This window comes from Sphingomonas sp. 28-62-11, from assembly GCF_002278865.1.
In the GTDB taxonomy this organism is placed as follows: domain Bacteria; phylum Pseudomonadota; class Alphaproteobacteria; order Sphingomonadales; family Sphingomonadaceae; genus Sphingomonas.
In genome coordinates this window covers 89,380-104,345 of record NZ_NCGB01000022.1, presented here as the reverse complement: position 1 = coordinate 104,345, position 14,966 = coordinate 89,380, and the positions used below count along the sequence as shown (strand labels likewise).

The following is a 14,966-nucleotide window of genomic DNA, read 5'->3' as shown; positions in this document are numbered from 1 at the left end:
TTAGTCGCGCGGCTGAAAATCGAGCGACAGTGAGTTCATACAATAGCGCAGCCCGGTTGGTGCCGGGCCATCGGGAAACACATGGCCCAGATGCCCATCGCACCGCGCGCAACACGCCTCGATCCGGATCATCCCATGGCTTTCATCGCGATGTTCGGTGACATATTCGGGCGCGATCGGCTGGGTGAAGCTTGGCCAGCCCGAACCCGAATCATATTTGTCGGCGCTGTCGAACAGCTCGAGCCCGCAGCCCCCGCAGTGATAGATGCCGTCGGCCTTGTTGTCATTATAGCGACCGGTAAAGGCACGCTCGGTGCCGGCCTCGCGCAGCACATGATAGGCCTCGGGGGAGAGTTTGGCGCGCCATTCAGCGTCGGACAGGGTGATGTGATCCATGCGGTGCAATCTCTTACGCTGCGCTGCTGGCGTCAATCGGTGAATGATCGATCCGGGTCAGGCGGGCAGCAATGTCGATCAACAACGGAAAGGTGCGCGCGATCGTCACCAAGGGGCGCGCGAATGCCGGGCGCTCGGCCGCTGCGCGGATCATGCCCGCAATCGCGAGCGGTCGGGCCAGGTCGCGGGCGAGCCGGTGCTGAAAGTCCGGGGCGGCGGCCGCCCCGTCACGGGTATAGGCCTGGGCTGCCCGAATACCGCTGGCGATGGCGATTCCCATGCCCTCACCCGCCAATGACGGGATGACGGCGGCCTGATCGCCCAGCCGGAACATGCCCGGCACTCCGTGGCGCAATCGCCAGCCATAAGGAACATTGGCGACCGCATCGATTGCCCCGGGCGCGCGATAGGCTAGCCGCTCGGCAATCCGGGGGCATTCGGCGGCGATCGATGCCAGCAATGGTTCGGGGCCACCCGCTTCGATCAGGCGTGATCGGTGGACGGCAAGGCAGAAATTGCCCGAACCATCCTCCTGCAGGTTCAGCCCGACATAGCCGCGATCGAAGAGATGCAGCTCGATCGCGCCGTCGAGCAGGCGGTGCAGGGCTGGCGATGCTGCCAACCGCACCCGGAGCCCAAGCGACGGATCCGCCTCCTGCGCCTCCGGCGGGCGCGTCGCACCGCGCAGATCGCGCTTGCCGGTCGCCAGGAAGATCGCATCCGCCGCCAGTACCGTCCCGTCCTGCAGCCGAACGCCTTGGTCAGACCAGCCCCGCGCATCGACGCCGCGCTCAATATTCGCGCCCAGCGCAATCGCTCGCGCGATCATCACGCTATCGAGCCGGTGGCGGGAAACGCCACGCGCTGGCCGTGGCAACGGGGCTTGGGCCAGTTGATCGCCGACGAACAGCCGCGCGGTGGTCAATAAATTGGGGTTCAGCGTCTCAGGGTCGATGCCAAGCGACTGCAATGAATCGAGCGACCGCCAGCTTAGAAAGCCGCCGCATAGCGCGTCACCCGTCGTTGCGGTCCGTTCGATCAGCAGGTGCGGCAGGCGTGCCTGTGCCAGCATAATCGCGGTCGCTGCCCCCGCCGGGCCACCACCGATGATCAGCGCAGGCGTTCGACGCATAGCCGAAACGGGAAATAGCGGTTCACGTGCGCATCAGTAACCTCGGCTTCTGCCAGCAACACAGGCCATTCATTGGGGCGATAGGATCGTGCGATCGACAGCGTCCCGTCATGCTTCACGATCGGGTGCCAGCGCATCAGCGTGGCCAGCACGGGGAAGCCCCAATGGGCAAAACCATGCCGTTCGAGATCGTTGACGAACCAGCCGCGATTCGATTCAGTCTCCATGAAACGCAGGAAAGCGATCAGCTGGTCTTGCGTCATGTGATGCGCGACCAGACTGCTGATCACCAAGTCCCAGCCCGCCCCCGCATGATCGGCATAATCGCCCGTCAGATAGGTGATCGGCAGGCCCGCCGGGGTATGCGCGCGCGCCGCCAACTCGCTGCGGGGGTTGAGGTCAACACCGACCAGCTCGACGTCGATCCCGCGTCGCGCGGCCCAGTGGGCGATCCGGCGCAGCATATCGCCGTCTCCATAGCCGACATCGAGCAGCTTTAGGCGCTTCGCTCCGCGGGCCGCGCGGTTCAAAAACGCCAGCGTCGGCCGGGCCGCCATCGTCACGCCATTCACCCGTGCCAGATCGGCAACCACCGCCGTATAGGTTTCCGGGTCGAGATCCTCAGCGTCCATCAGCTCTTCGGCGATAGCGCGCGTGGCGAGTCTGCTCATGGCGCGTGCCGAAAGCCAAAGCCCTCGGCCGCCAGGCCCGGCCCAAAGGCAAGCGCGACGCCATCGGTGATCTTTGGCCCATCAATCAGATTGGCGAGCGCGAACATCAGTGTCGCCGACGACATATTGCCGTAGTCGGCAAGCACCTGGCGCGACGCCAGTAGTTTGGCGGGATCGATAGCGAGGGCGTTTTCCACCGCATCAAGGATCGAGCGGCCACCGGCATGGACTGCCCAGCCGTCAATCTCAGCTGGCGCCCGCCCGCCCGTTGCGGCGCGGGCAAATTCGGGGTCGGCGAGTCCAGCCGCGATTCGGCCTGGCACTTCGCCGGACAAATGCATCGCAAAGCCGCTATCGGTAACATCCCAGCGGATCAGCGCTTCGGAATCGGGCAATGTCGTCGCGAATGGCTGGCCGAGCACGAACCCGCCCGGTTTGCCCGTGACGAGCGCGGCGGCGGCCCCATCGCCAAACTGCAGCATCGCCAGCAAAGGCTCGATCGCATCGGTTTGCTGCAGGTGCAGCGTCGACAACTCGACACATAGCACCAGCACGCGGGCATCGGGTTCGGAGCGGACAATATGGCGCGCGGTACGGATGGCGGCCACGGCGGCGTAACAGCCCATGAAGCCAATCAGCAATCGCTCGACCGATGGCGCTAGACCAAGCTGACGCGCGATGATCTGGTCGATCCCCGGTGCGACAAAGCCGGTGCAACTCGCGACAACGAAATGGGTGATGCCCGCAATGTCGCCGCGATCGGCGAGGTCATCAATCGCAGCCCTGCCCAGCACGGGAGCAGCCTGTGCGTAACGGTCCATGCGCACCGCTGTGCCGGGCACACCGACCACATCATAAAACCCGCCCGGATCGACGGGCGATCCGCCTATGGCGGTCGGTGGCAGTACCGACCAGCGATGGTTGATCGCGGCCCTTTTGGCCATTCGGTCGAAAACCGCCCCCTGACGCTCATCGGCAATCTGCGCGCGCGCCCAGCCGATAAAGGCTTGATGAATGTCATGCCCCGGCACCGCAGTCCCAATGGCGTTCAGATAAGCGGCAGCAACCAAAGGTGAACCTTCACGCGACAGATAGGCCAAGCGGAATAGCATTGGTCTATAGCCTTAATCGCGTCATAACGCGCCACTGGCCTTTGTGCCGCATTATTCGTCTGGAATGAACGACGTGGCAGAACGATTTGAGCGACATCGCCAGCCCTGGACGCAGGACGAGATTCAGAAACTTCATCTCCTCGCCAAAAAGAATATGCCCTTGAAGGCGATTGCCAAGGCGATGACGCGTAGCGAGGAATCGGTGAAGGATCGCGCCAAGAGCGACGGCCTGTCGATCAGCAAGCTGCGTTAGCGCAGTCGCGCAAGTTCGGCTTCCAAATCGGCGACGCGCGCGCGGAGCTCGGTAACGATCGGCGCCACATCGGCCAGCGGCAGCTTAATCGGAATATGCTGAGGGCAGTTCAGGTCCCAAACATCGACGGTGAAGATGATCGCCTGTTCGCCCTGCGCGCGGTACCCTTCGGGCATCAACTGCCCGATGATTTGCGGATCCTGCGTTGTTTCCGCGCGCCCCCAGATCTTCACTCGGCGTTGGTTGACATAATCCATGATGAATATCTGGGCGCGGTCATTCTCCGACAGATTGCCGGTCGAGATATACTGTTTGTTGCCGCGGTAATCGGCAAAGGCGATCCGGTGCTTGTCGAGCACCCGGATAAAGCCGGGCGGTCCACCGCGATGCTGGATATAGGGCTGCCCGTCAGCGCTGGCGGTGGCGAGGTAGAAACTGTCAGCCTCGGCCAGGCGGCTGATCAAATCATCGTTGATTTCGGTGCGAAAGGCGCCGCGCGCCGCAGCGCGAGCATAATTTTCACGCGATCCTCGTGCTGACTGCACTGCCTTCACCGCGGGCGAGAAGAAAATGTCGCTGGGCGTTTCGATGGCCTTGTCCATGATTGAGCTCCCACCGGGCGCGCTAAACGTCGCCTTGTCGGGGCCGAGATAACCCCCGCGGGACCAAGGGAGAAGCCGCATCGATCGTACGAAACCATTGCGGTAATCGTAATAATGGACGGCGATTCTAGCTGATAACACTGATCGTGCGAAGATTCTCAACCGCCAGATCGATGAAACTTCGAACAGCCGCCGATGCCCGCCTTCCCTGATGGTGAAGGATATGGACGGGCAATGGCGGTTCTTCATGATCTGCCAGCACGATTTCGAGGTCGCCCGCCGACAGCGCTGGGCCGATCTGGTAGGACAGGACACGGGTTAGTCCCCATCCGGCGCGGGCAGCGATGATCGCTGAATCAATCGTGTGGCAATGCAGGGGTGAGTCGATCTCGATGCCGGTCTTGCCCGCCTGTCCAAAGCGCCAAACCGGCAGTGTTGGCGATGATCCAAGCGAGGTTGCAATAATCCGGTGCCCGGCCAGATCGCCGGGTTCGGCCGGGCGGCCATGCCGTGCAAAATAGGCCGGTGATCCACAGATAACCCGGCGCACCTGGCCAACCCGGATGGCGCTATGGCTTGAATCGGGCAGGTTCCCGATCCGGACGGCAACATCGATCCCTTCTTCGACGATATTGGTTAGGCGGTCGACAAACAGCGCCTCGGCCTTCACCCGGGGATGCATATCGAGATAATCGAGCAGGATGGGCATTACGTAATATTGCCCGAACAAAGTCGGCGCGGTCACCACCAACGGGCCGCTCGGTACGGCATGGCGTCCTGCAGCCGTTGCTTCTGCCTCCGCCAGATCGGCCAGGATGCGGCGGCAATCGTCGAGATAGCGCTGCCCGATATCGGTCAGCCTGATCGTCCGGGTCGTCCGGATAAACAACCGTGCGCCGATATGGCTTTCGAGTGCGGCAATGGCCCGCGTGACTGCAGGCGCGCTCAGGCTCAGCTGGCGTGCGGTTGCCGCAAAACCGCCAGTTTCGGCGGCTTTCACAAAGACACGCATCATATGCAGTTGGTCCATTGGTTCCGCCCAGCGAAACAATCATTTCCATCTTCAGTATATTCTACCGCACCGTGAAGGCGATACAATGCTGGGGTCCCGCTTGGACATCATCCCGGAGATTACCCATGTCGCGCCCGCCCGTGCCCCCGTTCACGATCGAAACCGCAGCGCTCAAGGCGCGAATGGCCGAAGATGCCTGGAACAGCCGTGATCCGGGGCGTGTCGCGCTCGCCTATAGCGAGAATAGCCGCTGGCGAACCCGGTCGGATTTTTTCACGGGTCGCGCAGCGATCATCGATTTCCTGACGCGCAAATGGGCAGCGGAGTTTGAGTATCGGCTCATCAAGGAAGTCTGGGCGTTCACCGACAACCGGATTGCCGTGCGGTTTGTGTATGAATCGCATGATGCCGGTGGCCGTTGGTGGCGCAGCCATGGCAATGAACAATGGGCGTTCGATGGCGACGGGCTGATGATCCGCCGAGAGGCTTCGGTTAACGATGTTGCGATTGGCGAAGCGGACCGGTTGTTTCGATGGACGCTAAGTGGTGCGGCCGAGAAGACTCGAACTTCCACGGGCTTTCGCCCACAACGACCTCAACGTTGCGCGTCTACCAGTTCCGCCACGGCCGCACGTGAAACGCTGCCGACCCATTTTGACGAATGGGGCCCGGCTGCCGGTAGGCGCGAGGCCCTAGCAAAGCGAGGCGGGGCTTACAAGCGCGATATCTTGCGGGCGATCTGCCTCGGCTGAGGCTTCCGGTCCGGTGCCCGACCGCCTAGAGCAGCCGCCATGACCCATATCGATCGCCTGCCCAACGAGACGCGTCGGCTGTTGTCGCTGGCCTGGCCGGTGATCATGACCAGCCTGAACTGGACACTGCTGCACGTCACCGACGTAGCGGTGGTCGGTCTTGTCAGTACCGATCAGGTGGCGATTCTCGCCGCCAGTCGGACGCTCAGCTTCATCACGATCGTTGCCGGGCTTGGGTGTTTATCGGGCATTCTCGTCTTCGCAGCGCGTGCCGATGGCGCAGGCGATTTGCCTGCCACGGGTCGTGTGCTGCGCGAGGGCATCGCGCTGGCGCTCGCTGTGGGAAGCGTCATGGGGCTGATCCTGTATCTGTTCGCTGCCCAACTGCTCGCCGGGCTAGGGGTGGCACCCGCGCTGATCGACGATACCGTACCGGTGGTGCGCGTGCTTGGGCTTTCCTATCCCTTGGGACTGATTATCATCGCGGTGAGTTTCTTCCTTGAAGGGGTAAGCCGCCCCGGCCGCGTCACCGTTGTGAATTTTTCGATCCTGCCGTTCAACGCCGTGCTTGCCTGGGCATTGTCCGGCGGGCATCTCGGACTGCCTGCGCTGGGGGCGCTGGGTGCGGTGCTCGCGACGGCGATTGCCTATGCATTTGGTGCTGCTGGGTTGATGATCGCAGTTTGGACGCTTCCCTCGGCGGTGGCGCGCGGCGTGCGTGATTTCGGCGTGGCGGCCTGGGCGGGCATCGCCAGCGCGGTGGGTCGTTTGTTCCTGTTCGGGGTGGTGCCCGCCATCGCCTCAAGTCTGGAGCTTGCCGGGTTCGCCGTGCTGATCGCGCTATCGACCCAACTGGGCGACGCGACCGCCCATGCTTTTCAGATCGTGTTCGCCATTCACAACGTCACTTTCTCGGTCGCGATGGGGCTGGGATCGGCAGCGGGGGTTCGGGCGGGCAATGCGGTGGGGGAGGGTAATCCCGGCGCCGCCATCGCGCGGTCATTGATCGCAGTGTGGATTACCGTGGCGGTGACCGGCATTCTCGCTGCGGTTCTGATTGTCGCTGCCGGACCAATTACCAGCCTGTTTCCAGCAACGTCTGCGGTTCACGCGACCGCGCTGGCGATGTTGCCGATATGGGCACCGTTCATCCTGTTCGACAGTGCGCAGGTGGTGCTGGTCTATGCGCTACGATCGCTGGGAGATCAGGTCGTGGCAGGTGTGAACAGCATCATCGCCTATTTTGTCGTCACCGGCGGATTGGGGCTTTGGCTGGTAAACAGTGGCTGGGGCGCGTTGGGATTGGTGCTGGCCTCAGGCATCGGGATGCTCGCTGCAGCCATCCTGCACGCAGCACGATTCTATATGATCAGCCAACGGGTCCGCGCTCAAACGTAAAGTCGAGCCGTTTTGAATTGGCGGGCACATCGGTTTGCGCGCTGTTGAACTCGATCGAAGCGCCCGGCGCCAGGGTGCGCTGTTCGGGCGTGATGGTCCAGCTGAACACGATTCGGGAATTGACCGCTGTACCATCACGAAGTTCGGCGCGAATATCAGGCACGCGCTGGCGGGTGCTCGACTTGTTCATGATCCGCCCGCTCACGGCAAACAGCTCGGTACCCGTCGGCAAGTCGCGTCGATCGATCGGATATTGCTCGATAACCAGCGGATCGTCTTTCACCGCTTGGGCAAGTCCAAGCTGCGTCGCAAAGCCAGGCGCGCCCGAATAGAGGATCCCCGCCACCCCGGCGAGCATTGCGCCACCTGCGGCGACAGCGGCAATCGTCTGGCGGCGCGCAGGGTTGCGGCGCGGGCGAAATGGCGCCCGGTGGGCAAAGGGATCGAAACCACTTGAATCGGCGACGCGTTGAGGCGAGCGCGGCGCAGCTGCAACTTGTGGCGCAACCGGCGGGGCGCGATCCGCAGGCGCCGGTTCGATCCTCGGGCTTGCCGATTGCAACTCCTCTGCGCGTGTGACCAGATCGAGCGGGGGCGGCGCCTGAAACCAGCTATGCTTGCAACTGGCGCAGCGCACCGTGCGGCCGTCTGCCCCGATGGCCGCATCGGGGACCAGATACCGCGTCCGACATTCGGTGCATTCCAGTATCATGGCGCTGTATTTCGTTGTTGCCCGGCAGTGTCAGGTCTGTTTTGGGGCGCATCGCCCCTTTCCCCATCCCAAAGCGAATCTAAGCACGTTGCAGGCGCTGGTGGCAAGAGGGGACCGGCAACCGATGGGCGGCAAAGCGCGAGAAGGGCGTGTATGCTTGAGCCGGTGGCCCGGGCGTGCGATGGCTGCGACGAACGTCAACCAACGATTGAAAGCGGAAACCGCGCCGCCATGGCGAACATCGTTCAATTCGACAACGTGGGGCTACGCTATGGCACCGGGCAGGAAACCCTGTCCGATGTCAGCTTTTCCCTGTCGAGTGGCGCCTTCTATTTCCTGACTGGCGCGTCGGGCGCCGGAAAAACCTCGTTGCTCAAGCTGCTCTATCTGTCGCAGCGCCCCACGCGCGGGTCGATCCGGCTGTTCGGTGAGGATGCGGTGACGCTGCCGCGCGATCGCCTGCCGGGTTTTCGCCGCCGGATCGGGGTGGTTTTTCAGGATTTCCGGCTGCTGCCGCACCTGTCTGCCTACGACAATATCGCCTTGCCACTGCGGGTTTCCGGCGTGCCGGAGGCTGACGTAGAGGCGCCTGTGCGCGAAATGCTTGCCTGGGTTGGTTTGTCCGACCGGGTCGATGCCAAAGCGCCAACCTTGTCGGGTGGCGAGCAACAGCGCGTGGCCATCGCGCGCGCAGTGATTGGCCGACCCGAAATTCTGGTCGCCGACGAGCCGACCGGCAATGTCGATCCCGACATGGCCGAACGCCTTTTGCACTTGTTTGATAGCCTGAACCGGCTCGGTACGACGGTGGTGGTCGCCACGCATGATTTCCATCTGCTCGGGCGGATTCCCAATGCTCATATGATGCGGCTCGATCAGGGGCGCCTGCTCGATCCGACCGGCTCGCTGCGCCATCCGCCGGGCGGCGCGACGTGAAGATTCGCCTCATCACCCCCGCCGCCGATCGTCGCCTGCTCGATGAAAGTCGGCGGACGCGATCGATGATCTGGATCATGGCGATCATGCTGTTCCTGACGGTGCTGGCAGCAGCATTCGGGCTTGGGACGCTGGCGGCGGCTAATGTGCTCGATCGCCAGATTGCGGGTCGCGTGACGGTTCAGATCGTCGAGGCCAATGAAGGCGCGCGTGAACGCGACGCCGCGGCTGCGCTTCGCCTGATCCGGCAGACACCTGGTGTCGCGCGCGCCGAACCGGTCGATCGCGCCCAGCTGGCCGGCTTGCTGCGCCCCTGGCTGGGCGAAGACGGTGCCGATCCCGATCTGCCGATGCCCGCGATGATCGATGTCGAGCTGCTGGCGGGCACCGACAGCGCGGTTGCGCGCCTGGCACGCGCCGTTCGCGCCGTGGTGCCGTCCGCGCGGATTGACCGGCATGAAAGCTGGATGTCGCCGGTCAGCAATTTCATGCAGCTGATGATTTGGCTTGCAGCGGGCTTAGTCGTGCTGATGGCCGGGGCAACTGCCGCCGTCGTGATTCTGGTCGGGCGCGCGGGGCTTGATACCCACCGCGAGACGATCGAGGTGCTCCACATGCTTGGCTCGACCGACATGCAGGTCGCGCGGCTATTCCAGCGGCGGATCGCGCTCGACACGCTCTATGGCGGCGCGGCGGGCACGGTGCTGGCGATGCTGACGATTAGCCTTGTCGGTAGCCAGCTTTCGGGGCTTGGCTCCGATTTGGTCAGTGGCATTGCGCTATCAGAGCGGGACTGGGTACTGCTTGCCGGGCTGCCGATCCTGTTCGCGTTGCTGGCGACGGTGGCGGCGCGCTATGCTGTGCTTGGCGCCTTGAGGCAGTTTTTGTGATCAGACGGATCATCGGCCTTATCGCCATCGCCTGGTTGCTGGGATTTGCCTGGTTCATGGCGTTTCTGCCCGGCCCGCTCGATAATCGCCGTACCGATGCCATCGTGGTGCCGACCGGGGGGGCGGGGCGCATCGATCGCGGCATCGCACTGATGCAGGCAGGTGCCGCAAAGCGAATGCTGGTGACCGGGGTGGCGCCGGGGGTGCGCCCTGTGGACCTGGCGATCGAGTACCGTACTTCCCCCAAGCTTTTCGCTTGTTGTATCGATCTGGGGCGCGAGGCAGTCGATACCCGTTCCAATGCTGAGGAAACGCGAGATTGGGTGCGCCGCCACGGGTATAAATCGGTCCGGCTGGTGACGGCGGACTGGCATTTGCGCCGCGCCCGGCTGGAACTCACTTATGCGCTCGGCCCCGATGTTCGGGTTGAGGGGGACGGTGTGGCCGGTGCCCCCCGATTCCTGCTGCTGCTCGCCGAATATGACAAGTATCTTGTCCGGCGCGTGGCGCTGTGGCTGGGAATCGGCGGATGATTAACCGCCTGCGGACGTGGTTGTTTGTTCTCGTTTTCTATGGTGGATCGGTACCGATTGTGCTGGCGACGCCAATCACCTCGCTGTTCGGGCAGCGGGCTTTCATTGCCAATGTCTATCTTTGGTCGCGCTTTCACCGGATTGCAGCGCGTGTAACGCTGGGCATTACCACGCGCTATGAAGGAAAGATCGCCACCGAGCCTACCTTCTACGCCGTCAAGCATCATGCGATGTTTGAGACACTCGATCTGTGTATGACGCTGGGTAACCCCGTGTTCGTCATCAAGCGCGAACTCGCCTCGATCCCCGTATGGGGCTGGGCGGTGCAGCGTTACGGGGCGATCGTTGTTGACCGCGATAGCAACGCGGCGGCGCTGCGCCAGATGATGCGTGAGGCAAGGCAAGCGCTCGCGCAGGGACGATCAGTGGTGATCTTCCCCGAAGGCACCCGCGTCGCGCAGGGCGAGACCCCGCCGCTCAAATCGGGCTTTGCCGGGCTGTACCGGGTGCTTGGCCTGCCCGTCGTGCCGATCGCGATCAATTCAGGCGCGGTTTGGCCGAAAAAGGGGCCCAAGCGCCCCGGTGTCGTGACCTTCCTGTTCGGCGAACGAATCCCGCCCAAATTGCCGCGGGAAGAGATCGAGGCGCGGGTGCATGCGGCGATCAATGTGCTCGAATAAGCTATTCGTGCGATCGCCCGAAATCGGGGGCGGCATCATCCTGCCCTTGTTCGATAATGCTGCGGCGGACCGCGCGGGTGCGGGTGAACAGATCGAACAGCTCGTCCCCCTTGCCCCAGCGGATCGCGCGTTGGAGCGATGACAAATCCTCAGAAAAGCGTTGAAGCATGTCGAGCACGGCTTCCCGGTTCGACAGGAACACATCGCGCCACATCGTCGGGTCCGATGCTGCGATCCGGGTGAAATCGCGAAAACCGCCGGCCGAATATTTGATCACTTCGGATTGCGTTACTTCCTCCAGATCGGATGCCGTGCCGACGATCGTATAGGCGATCAGATGGGGCAAATGGCTTGTCACCGCGAGCACCCGGTCGTGATGGTCGGGGGCCATCAGGTCGACCTCTGCTCCCAGCTTGCGCCAGAAATCGCTGACCCTCTCGGTCGCTGTCTCGGGCATGCCCTCGATCGGGGTCACAATGCACCAGCGACCCTGGAACAGCGTGGCAAACCCAGCCTCCGGCCCGGAACGCTCGGTGCCCGCCACCGGATGCGCAGGGACGATCGTTGCGCCCGGGAGCGCCTCGACCAGGACGCGCGCCACCTCTTCCTTGCAGCTGCCAACATCGCTGACGATCGCTTCGGGGGACAGATCATCACGTAGAGCAGCGGCAGCGGCCGCCATCGCGCCCACCGGTACGCATAAAATCACCAGATCGGCATCGATTACCGCGGCGCCGGCCGTATCGGCGATGTCATCGCAGAGTTGAAGTCGAATAGCGGTGTCACGCACATCGGGGTCGGCATCATGCCCGGTCAGACGCACGGTCGGCATGTTGGCGCGGATCGCATGGGCGATCGACGAACCGATCAGCCCCAGCCCGATAATGGTGACCCGGGCGAAAGGCAGCATCAGCGCTGATGCTCAACAATATCGCGCAAGGCCGTGGCCAGCCCGCGAGTCTCTTCCTCAGTGCCGATCGTCATCCGCAGCCCGTGCGGCAGGCCCTGGCCCGGCAACCAGCGGACGATATAGCCGCGTTCCATTAGGTCCTTATACGCTGCTTCAGCGGTCACCGCGCCTTCGAACAGCACCAGCAGGAAATTGGCCTTGGATGGCACTGCGCGCAGGCCGTGATTGCCCATCGAAGCGATCTCGCCCGCCAGCCATGCCCGCCAATGGGCATTATGCGCGCGGGTCGAGGTGACGAAATCCTGATCGCCAAGCGCCGCCACTGCCGCCAATTGCCCGGCGGTCGTGACGTTGAAGGGCAGGCGAATGCGGTGCATCGCCTCGATCAGCGGTGCTGCACCATAGCCCCAGCCGATCCGTTCGGCGGCCAGCCCATATATCTTGGAGAAGGTCCGCGTGATCAGCACATTGGGCTCGGTCATCGCTAGCGCCAGCCCGGCATCGTCATCCTCGGGCTCGATATACTCGGCATAGGCTTGGTCAATCACGAGCAGCACGTGCTTTGGTAAAGCCGCATGCAGCCGGGCGATTTCTGCGCGGGGCGTGAAAGTGCCTGTGGGGTTGTTCGGGTTGGCGAGGAAGATGATCCGGGTGCGATCGGTAACGCACGCCAGAATCGCGTCGACATCGGTCGCATAATCGGTGTCGGGGGCGATCACTGGGGTCGCCCCAACGCGCCGCGCCGCGATTTCGTAAACGGCAAAACCGTAATGGACGAAGATTACCTCATCACCCGGCCCGGCAAAGGCACCGGCGGCCAGATGGAGCACATCGTCGGACCCAGTGCCGTAGATGACGCGCAGCGGATCGAGCCCGTACGTCTCCGCCACAGCCTCACGCAAAATCATCGCGCCGGGATCGGGATAGCGATCAAGCGAGGCATGCGCGGCGTTGAACGCGGCGCGCGCAGCGGGTGACGTACCGAGGGGATTCTCGTTGGCGGAAAGCTTGACGAGCTTGCGCCCGTCATCAGCGGTCGATCGGCCGGGGACATAGGGCGCGATGGCCATGACCCAATCTTTGGGGACAGGTGCAGTCATTTCCGGCGCATAGCCCCCGGCACCCGACATTGACAAGGCGAACACCCCGGCCCTAGCGCCCGATCATGGAGCATGACGCGCGTTACGGGCTCAGCCGGTTGATCACTCTGCCCGGCCCCTTGCGGCTTGACGGGGGTAATCTGCTGTCCCCGGTCGACATCGCCTATGAAACCTATGGCACGCTGGACGCGGATGGCGGCAACGCGGTCCTCATCTGTCACGCGCTGACGGGCGATCAGCATGTCGCCAGCGACCACCCGATCACCGGCAAGCCCGGCTGGTGGACGCGGATGGTGGGTGAAGGCAAGCCGATTGATCCGGCGCGGCACTTCGTCATCTGCGCCAATGTGCTCGGCAGTTGTATGGGGTCGTCCGGCCCCGCGAGCATCAACCCCGCGATCGGCAGGCCCTGGGGCATGACGTTTCCGGTCATCACGATCCGCGACATGGTGCGCGCGCAGGCGATGCTGCTCGATCATCTGGGCGTGGGGGTGCTGCGCGCGGTCGTCGGCGGGTCGATGGGGGGCATGCAGGCGCTCAGCTGGCCGGCCACTTTCCCGGAGCGGGTCCGCGCTGCAGTGGTGATCGCCTCCACCGCCCGCCATACCGCGCAAAATATCGCCTTTCACGAGGTCGGCCGCCAGGCGGTGATGGCCGATCCGCGATGGCACGGCGGTGATTACTATGCCAGCGGCGAGCCACCGACGGCTGGGCTGGCGGTAGCGCGGATGGCGGCGCACATCACCTATCTGTCGGAAGCTGGGCTGACCGAGAAATTCGGGCGGCGTCTGCAGGCACGGGAAGCGAAGAGCTTTGGGTTCGACGCCGATTTTCAGGTCGAAAGCTATTTGCGGCACCAGGGGATCAGCTTTGTCGATCGGTTTGATGCGAACTCCTATCTCTACATCACCCGCGCCATGGATTATTTCGATCTCGCCGAGGAACATGGCGGCATGCTCGCCAATGCCTTTCGGGACACTGCGGCGCGGTTCTGCCTCGTCAGCTTCGATACCGACTGGCTCTATCCGACCGCGGAATCGCGCAGCATCGTCCATGCGCTCAATGCCAGCGGCGCGGCGGCAAGCTTTGTCGAGCTATCGAGTCCCTATGGCCATGACGCTTTCCTGCTCGAATCGCCGGAGTTGAACCGGGTGGTCGACGGCTTTCTGCGGTCGGTGGCATGACCTTGCGACCCGATCTCGCGATCATCGCTGCCAATGTCGCACCCGGTGCGCGTGTGCTTGACGTTGGCTGCGGCGACGGCGCGCTGATGGCGGCACTGCGCGACGATCGGCGGGTGGATGCGCGCGGGCTGGAGATTGATGCCGACAATGTCGCCGCCGCCGTCGCGCGCGGCCTATCCGTGGTGCAGGGCGATGCTGATCGCGATCTGGCGGATTATCCCGATGCCAGTTTCGATTATGCGATCCTCAGCCAGACGCTGCAGACCGCGCGCGCGCCCGATATGGTTCTTGATCATTTGCTCCGGATCGGGCGGCAGGCGTTCGTCTCCTTCCCTAATTTCGCGCATTGGCGGGTGCGCGCGTCGCTGCTCTGGGGCGGGCGGATGCCGGTGACGCGGTTATTACCCGAACGATGGTACGATACACCCAATATCCACCACGTGACCGTCGATGATTTCCGCGCCTTTGTGAAGGAACGCGGGGTTACCGTGGAGGGCGCTTGGTTCCTGTCGGACGGCAAGCGCACGACATCAGCGGCGGCAAATTTCCTCGCCGAACATGCCGTGTTCCTGCTTCGGCGATAGTCCGTCAGAACGGTTATTCCGGGGAAGAGGTGTAACTGTATGTAAGAACAATGCCTCCGTCCTCGGTGAACCGTTCTTTTGATCCATTCGAATCAAACTCCGATGTAAC

Annotated in this window: 17 protein-coding genes, 1 tRNA gene and 1 pseudogene; 9 read left to right on the top strand and 10 right to left on the bottom strand. The window is 63.2% G+C overall.

Annotation, left to right across the window (positions count from 1 at the left end; all coding sequences use genetic code 11):
• From msrB to B7Y49_RS09285, 4 genes are read right to left on the bottom strand one after another with little or no spacing between them, the layout of a single operon-like run.
• Entirely contained in the window at positions 1–396 is a 396-nt protein-coding gene (gene msrB / locus B7Y49_RS09300; RefSeq protein ID WP_374127308.1) for a peptide-methionine (R)-S-oxide reductase MsrB, read from the bottom strand.
• Positions 397–409: 13 nt separating this feature from the next.
• The gene (locus B7Y49_RS09295) at positions 410–1,528 is read right to left on the bottom strand and encodes an NAD(P)/FAD-dependent oxidoreductase (protein ID WP_374127307.1); all 1,119 of its coding nucleotides are present in this window, start codon (positions 1,526–1,528) and stop codon (positions 410–412) included.
• Positions 1,507–2,199 carry a methyltransferase domain-containing protein gene (locus B7Y49_RS09290; protein WP_374127306.1) on the bottom strand — a complete coding sequence of 231 codons (693 nt, stop codon included), beginning with the start codon at positions 2,197–2,199 and terminating at the stop codon, positions 1,507–1,509. The genes B7Y49_RS09295 and B7Y49_RS09290 overlap by 22 nt, the downstream gene beginning before the upstream one ends.
• Positions 2,196–3,311 (bottom strand): type III polyketide synthase, encoded by a 1,116-nt coding sequence (locus tag B7Y49_RS09285; protein WP_374127305.1) that lies wholly within the window; start codon positions 3,309–3,311, stop codon positions 2,196–2,198. Before B7Y49_RS09285 ends, B7Y49_RS09290 begins: the two co-directional genes overlap by 4 nt.
• Before the next feature lie 73 nt (positions 3,312–3,384).
• On the opposite strand from B7Y49_RS09285, the gene B7Y49_RS09280 reads away from it, so the two are divergent.
• On the top strand, positions 3,385–3,564 hold the full coding sequence (locus B7Y49_RS09280) for an SANT/Myb-like DNA-binding domain-containing protein (protein ID WP_374127304.1): 180 nt from the start codon (positions 3,385–3,387) through the stop codon (positions 3,562–3,564).
• On the opposite strand, the gene B7Y49_RS09275 is transcribed toward B7Y49_RS09280, so the two are convergent.
• Both B7Y49_RS09275 and B7Y49_RS09270 read right to left on the bottom strand, forming a co-directional pair.
• Entirely contained in the window at positions 3,561–4,166 is a 606-nt protein-coding gene (locus B7Y49_RS09275; protein WP_374127303.1) for a pyridoxamine 5'-phosphate oxidase family protein, read from the bottom strand. The genes B7Y49_RS09280 and B7Y49_RS09275 overlap by 4 nt on opposite strands.
• Positions 4,167–4,293: 127 nt before the next feature.
• On the bottom strand, positions 4,294–5,181 hold the full coding sequence (locus tag B7Y49_RS09270) for a LysR family transcriptional regulator (protein WP_374127302.1): 888 nt from the start codon (positions 5,179–5,181) through the stop codon (positions 4,294–4,296).
• Between the two features lie 122 nt (positions 5,182–5,303).
• Between B7Y49_RS09270 and B7Y49_RS09265 the strand changes: the two are divergent.
• Positions 5,304–5,720, top strand: a pseudogene (locus B7Y49_RS09265) (DUF1348 family protein); the annotation flags it as partial.
• 2 nt (positions 5,721–5,722) lie between these two features.
• On the opposite strand, the gene B7Y49_RS09260 reads toward B7Y49_RS09265, so the two are convergent.
• Positions 5,723–5,809 (bottom strand) — tRNA-Leu (locus tag B7Y49_RS09260).
• Between the two features lie 160 nt (positions 5,810–5,969).
• Here B7Y49_RS09260 and B7Y49_RS09255 point away from each other — a divergent pair.
• The gene (locus B7Y49_RS09255; protein ID WP_374127301.1) at positions 5,970–7,328 is read left to right on the top strand and encodes an MATE family efflux transporter; all 1,359 of its coding nucleotides are present in this window, start codon (positions 5,970–5,972) and stop codon (positions 7,326–7,328) included.
• On the opposite strand, the gene B7Y49_RS09250 is transcribed toward B7Y49_RS09255, so the two are convergent.
• Positions 7,300–8,040, bottom strand: a complete 741-nt coding sequence (locus B7Y49_RS09250) for an MJ0042-type zinc finger domain-containing protein (protein WP_374127300.1) — start codon at positions 8,038–8,040, stop codon at positions 7,300–7,302. The two genes, B7Y49_RS09255 and B7Y49_RS09250, sit on opposite strands and share 29 nt — an antisense overlap.
• 231 nt (positions 8,041–8,271) lie before the next feature.
• Here B7Y49_RS09250 and ftsE point away from each other — a divergent pair, with 231 nt between their 5' ends.
• Genes ftsE through B7Y49_RS09230 form a run of 4 tightly spaced genes read left to right on the top strand, consistent with a single transcriptional unit; the run spans position 8,272 to position 11,079 of the window.
• Entirely contained in the window at positions 8,272–8,976 is a 705-nt protein-coding gene (ftsE, locus tag B7Y49_RS09245) for a cell division ATP-binding protein FtsE (protein WP_374127299.1), read from the top strand.
• Positions 8,973–9,866, top strand: a complete 894-nt coding sequence (locus tag B7Y49_RS09240) for an ABC transporter permease (RefSeq protein ID WP_374127298.1) — start codon at positions 8,973–8,975, stop codon at positions 9,864–9,866. The genes ftsE and B7Y49_RS09240 overlap by 4 nt, the downstream gene beginning before the upstream one ends.
• Positions 9,863–10,399 (top strand): YdcF family protein, encoded by a 537-nt coding sequence (locus tag B7Y49_RS09235; protein ID WP_374127297.1) that lies wholly within the window; start codon positions 9,863–9,865, stop codon positions 10,397–10,399. Before B7Y49_RS09240 ends, B7Y49_RS09235 begins: the two co-directional genes overlap by 4 nt.
• A complete protein-coding gene (locus B7Y49_RS09230) occupies positions 10,396–11,079 on the top strand; it encodes a lysophospholipid acyltransferase family protein (protein WP_374127296.1) in 684 nt (227 codons plus the stop codon). The genes B7Y49_RS09235 and B7Y49_RS09230 overlap by 4 nt, the downstream gene beginning before the upstream one ends.
• A gap of 1 nt (position 11,080) precedes the next feature.
• Here the strand turns inward: B7Y49_RS09230 and B7Y49_RS09225 are convergent, their stop codons facing one another.
• Together B7Y49_RS09225 and hisC are read right to left on the bottom strand one after the other, a co-directional pair.
• Entirely contained in the window at positions 11,081–11,989 is a 909-nt protein-coding gene (locus B7Y49_RS09225) for a prephenate/arogenate dehydrogenase family protein (RefSeq protein ID WP_374127295.1), read from the bottom strand.
• A complete protein-coding gene (gene hisC / locus B7Y49_RS09220) occupies positions 11,989–13,089 on the bottom strand; it encodes a histidinol-phosphate transaminase (protein ID WP_374127294.1) in 1,101 nt (366 codons plus the stop codon). Before hisC ends, B7Y49_RS09225 begins: the two co-directional genes overlap by 1 nt.
• A 65-nt stretch (positions 13,090–13,154) precedes the next feature.
• On the opposite strand from hisC, the gene B7Y49_RS09215 reads away from it, so the two are divergent.
• Together B7Y49_RS09215 and metW are read left to right on the top strand one after the other, a co-directional pair.
• Positions 13,155–14,273, top strand: coding sequence for a homoserine O-acetyltransferase (locus tag B7Y49_RS09215; protein WP_374127293.1), 1,119 nt, complete (start codon positions 13,155–13,157; stop codon positions 14,271–14,273).
• On the top strand, positions 14,270–14,857 hold the full coding sequence (gene metW, locus B7Y49_RS09210) for a methionine biosynthesis protein MetW (RefSeq protein ID WP_374127292.1): 588 nt from the start codon (positions 14,270–14,272) through the stop codon (positions 14,855–14,857). The genes B7Y49_RS09215 and metW overlap by 4 nt, the downstream gene beginning before the upstream one ends.
• Positions 14,858–14,966: the final 109 nt, after the last annotated feature.

Excerpts from the sequence above, each read along its gene's own strand:
- B7Y49_RS09225 (WP_374127295.1), bottom strand. The coding sequence starts at position 11,989 with ATGCTGCCTTTCGCCCGGGTCACCATTATCGGGCTGGGGCTGATCGGT.
- B7Y49_RS09285 (WP_374127305.1), bottom strand. The coding sequence starts at position 3,311 with ATGCTATTCCGCTTGGCCTATCTGTCGCGTGAAGGTTCACCTTTGGTT.
- B7Y49_RS09290 (WP_374127306.1), bottom strand. The coding sequence starts at position 2,199 with ATGAGCAGACTCGCCACGCGCGCTATCGCCGAAGAGCTGATGGACGCT.
- B7Y49_RS09275 (WP_374127303.1), bottom strand. The coding sequence starts at position 4,166 with ATGGACAAGGCCATCGAAACGCCCAGCGACATTTTCTTCTCGCCCGCG.
- metW (WP_374127292.1), top strand. The coding sequence starts at position 14,270 with ATGACCTTGCGACCCGATCTCGCGATCATCGCTGCCAATGTCGCACCC.
- B7Y49_RS09270 (WP_374127302.1), bottom strand. The coding sequence starts at position 5,181 with ATGATGCGTGTCTTTGTGAAAGCCGCCGAAACTGGCGGTTTTGCGGCA.
- B7Y49_RS09295 (WP_374127307.1), bottom strand. The coding sequence starts at position 1,528 with ATGCGTCGAACGCCTGCGCTGATCATCGGTGGTGGCCCGGCGGGGGCA.
- B7Y49_RS09250 (WP_374127300.1), bottom strand. The coding sequence starts at position 8,040 with ATGATACTGGAATGCACCGAATGTCGGACGCGGTATCTGGTCCCCGAT.
- ftsE (WP_374127299.1), top strand. The coding sequence starts at position 8,272 with ATGGCGAACATCGTTCAATTCGACAACGTGGGGCTACGCTATGGCACC.
- hisC (WP_374127294.1), bottom strand. The coding sequence starts at position 13,089 with ATGACTGCACCTGTCCCCAAAGATTGGGTCATGGCCATCGCGCCCTAT.
- B7Y49_RS09215 (WP_374127293.1), top strand. The coding sequence starts at position 13,155 with ATGGAGCATGACGCGCGTTACGGGCTCAGCCGGTTGATCACTCTGCCC.
- B7Y49_RS09255 (WP_374127301.1), top strand. The coding sequence starts at position 5,970 with ATGACCCATATCGATCGCCTGCCCAACGAGACGCGTCGGCTGTTGTCG.
- msrB (WP_374127308.1), bottom strand. The coding sequence starts at position 396 with ATGGATCACATCACCCTGTCCGACGCTGAATGGCGCGCCAAACTCTCC.
- B7Y49_RS09230 (WP_374127296.1), top strand. The coding sequence starts at position 10,396 with ATGATTAACCGCCTGCGGACGTGGTTGTTTGTTCTCGTTTTCTATGGT.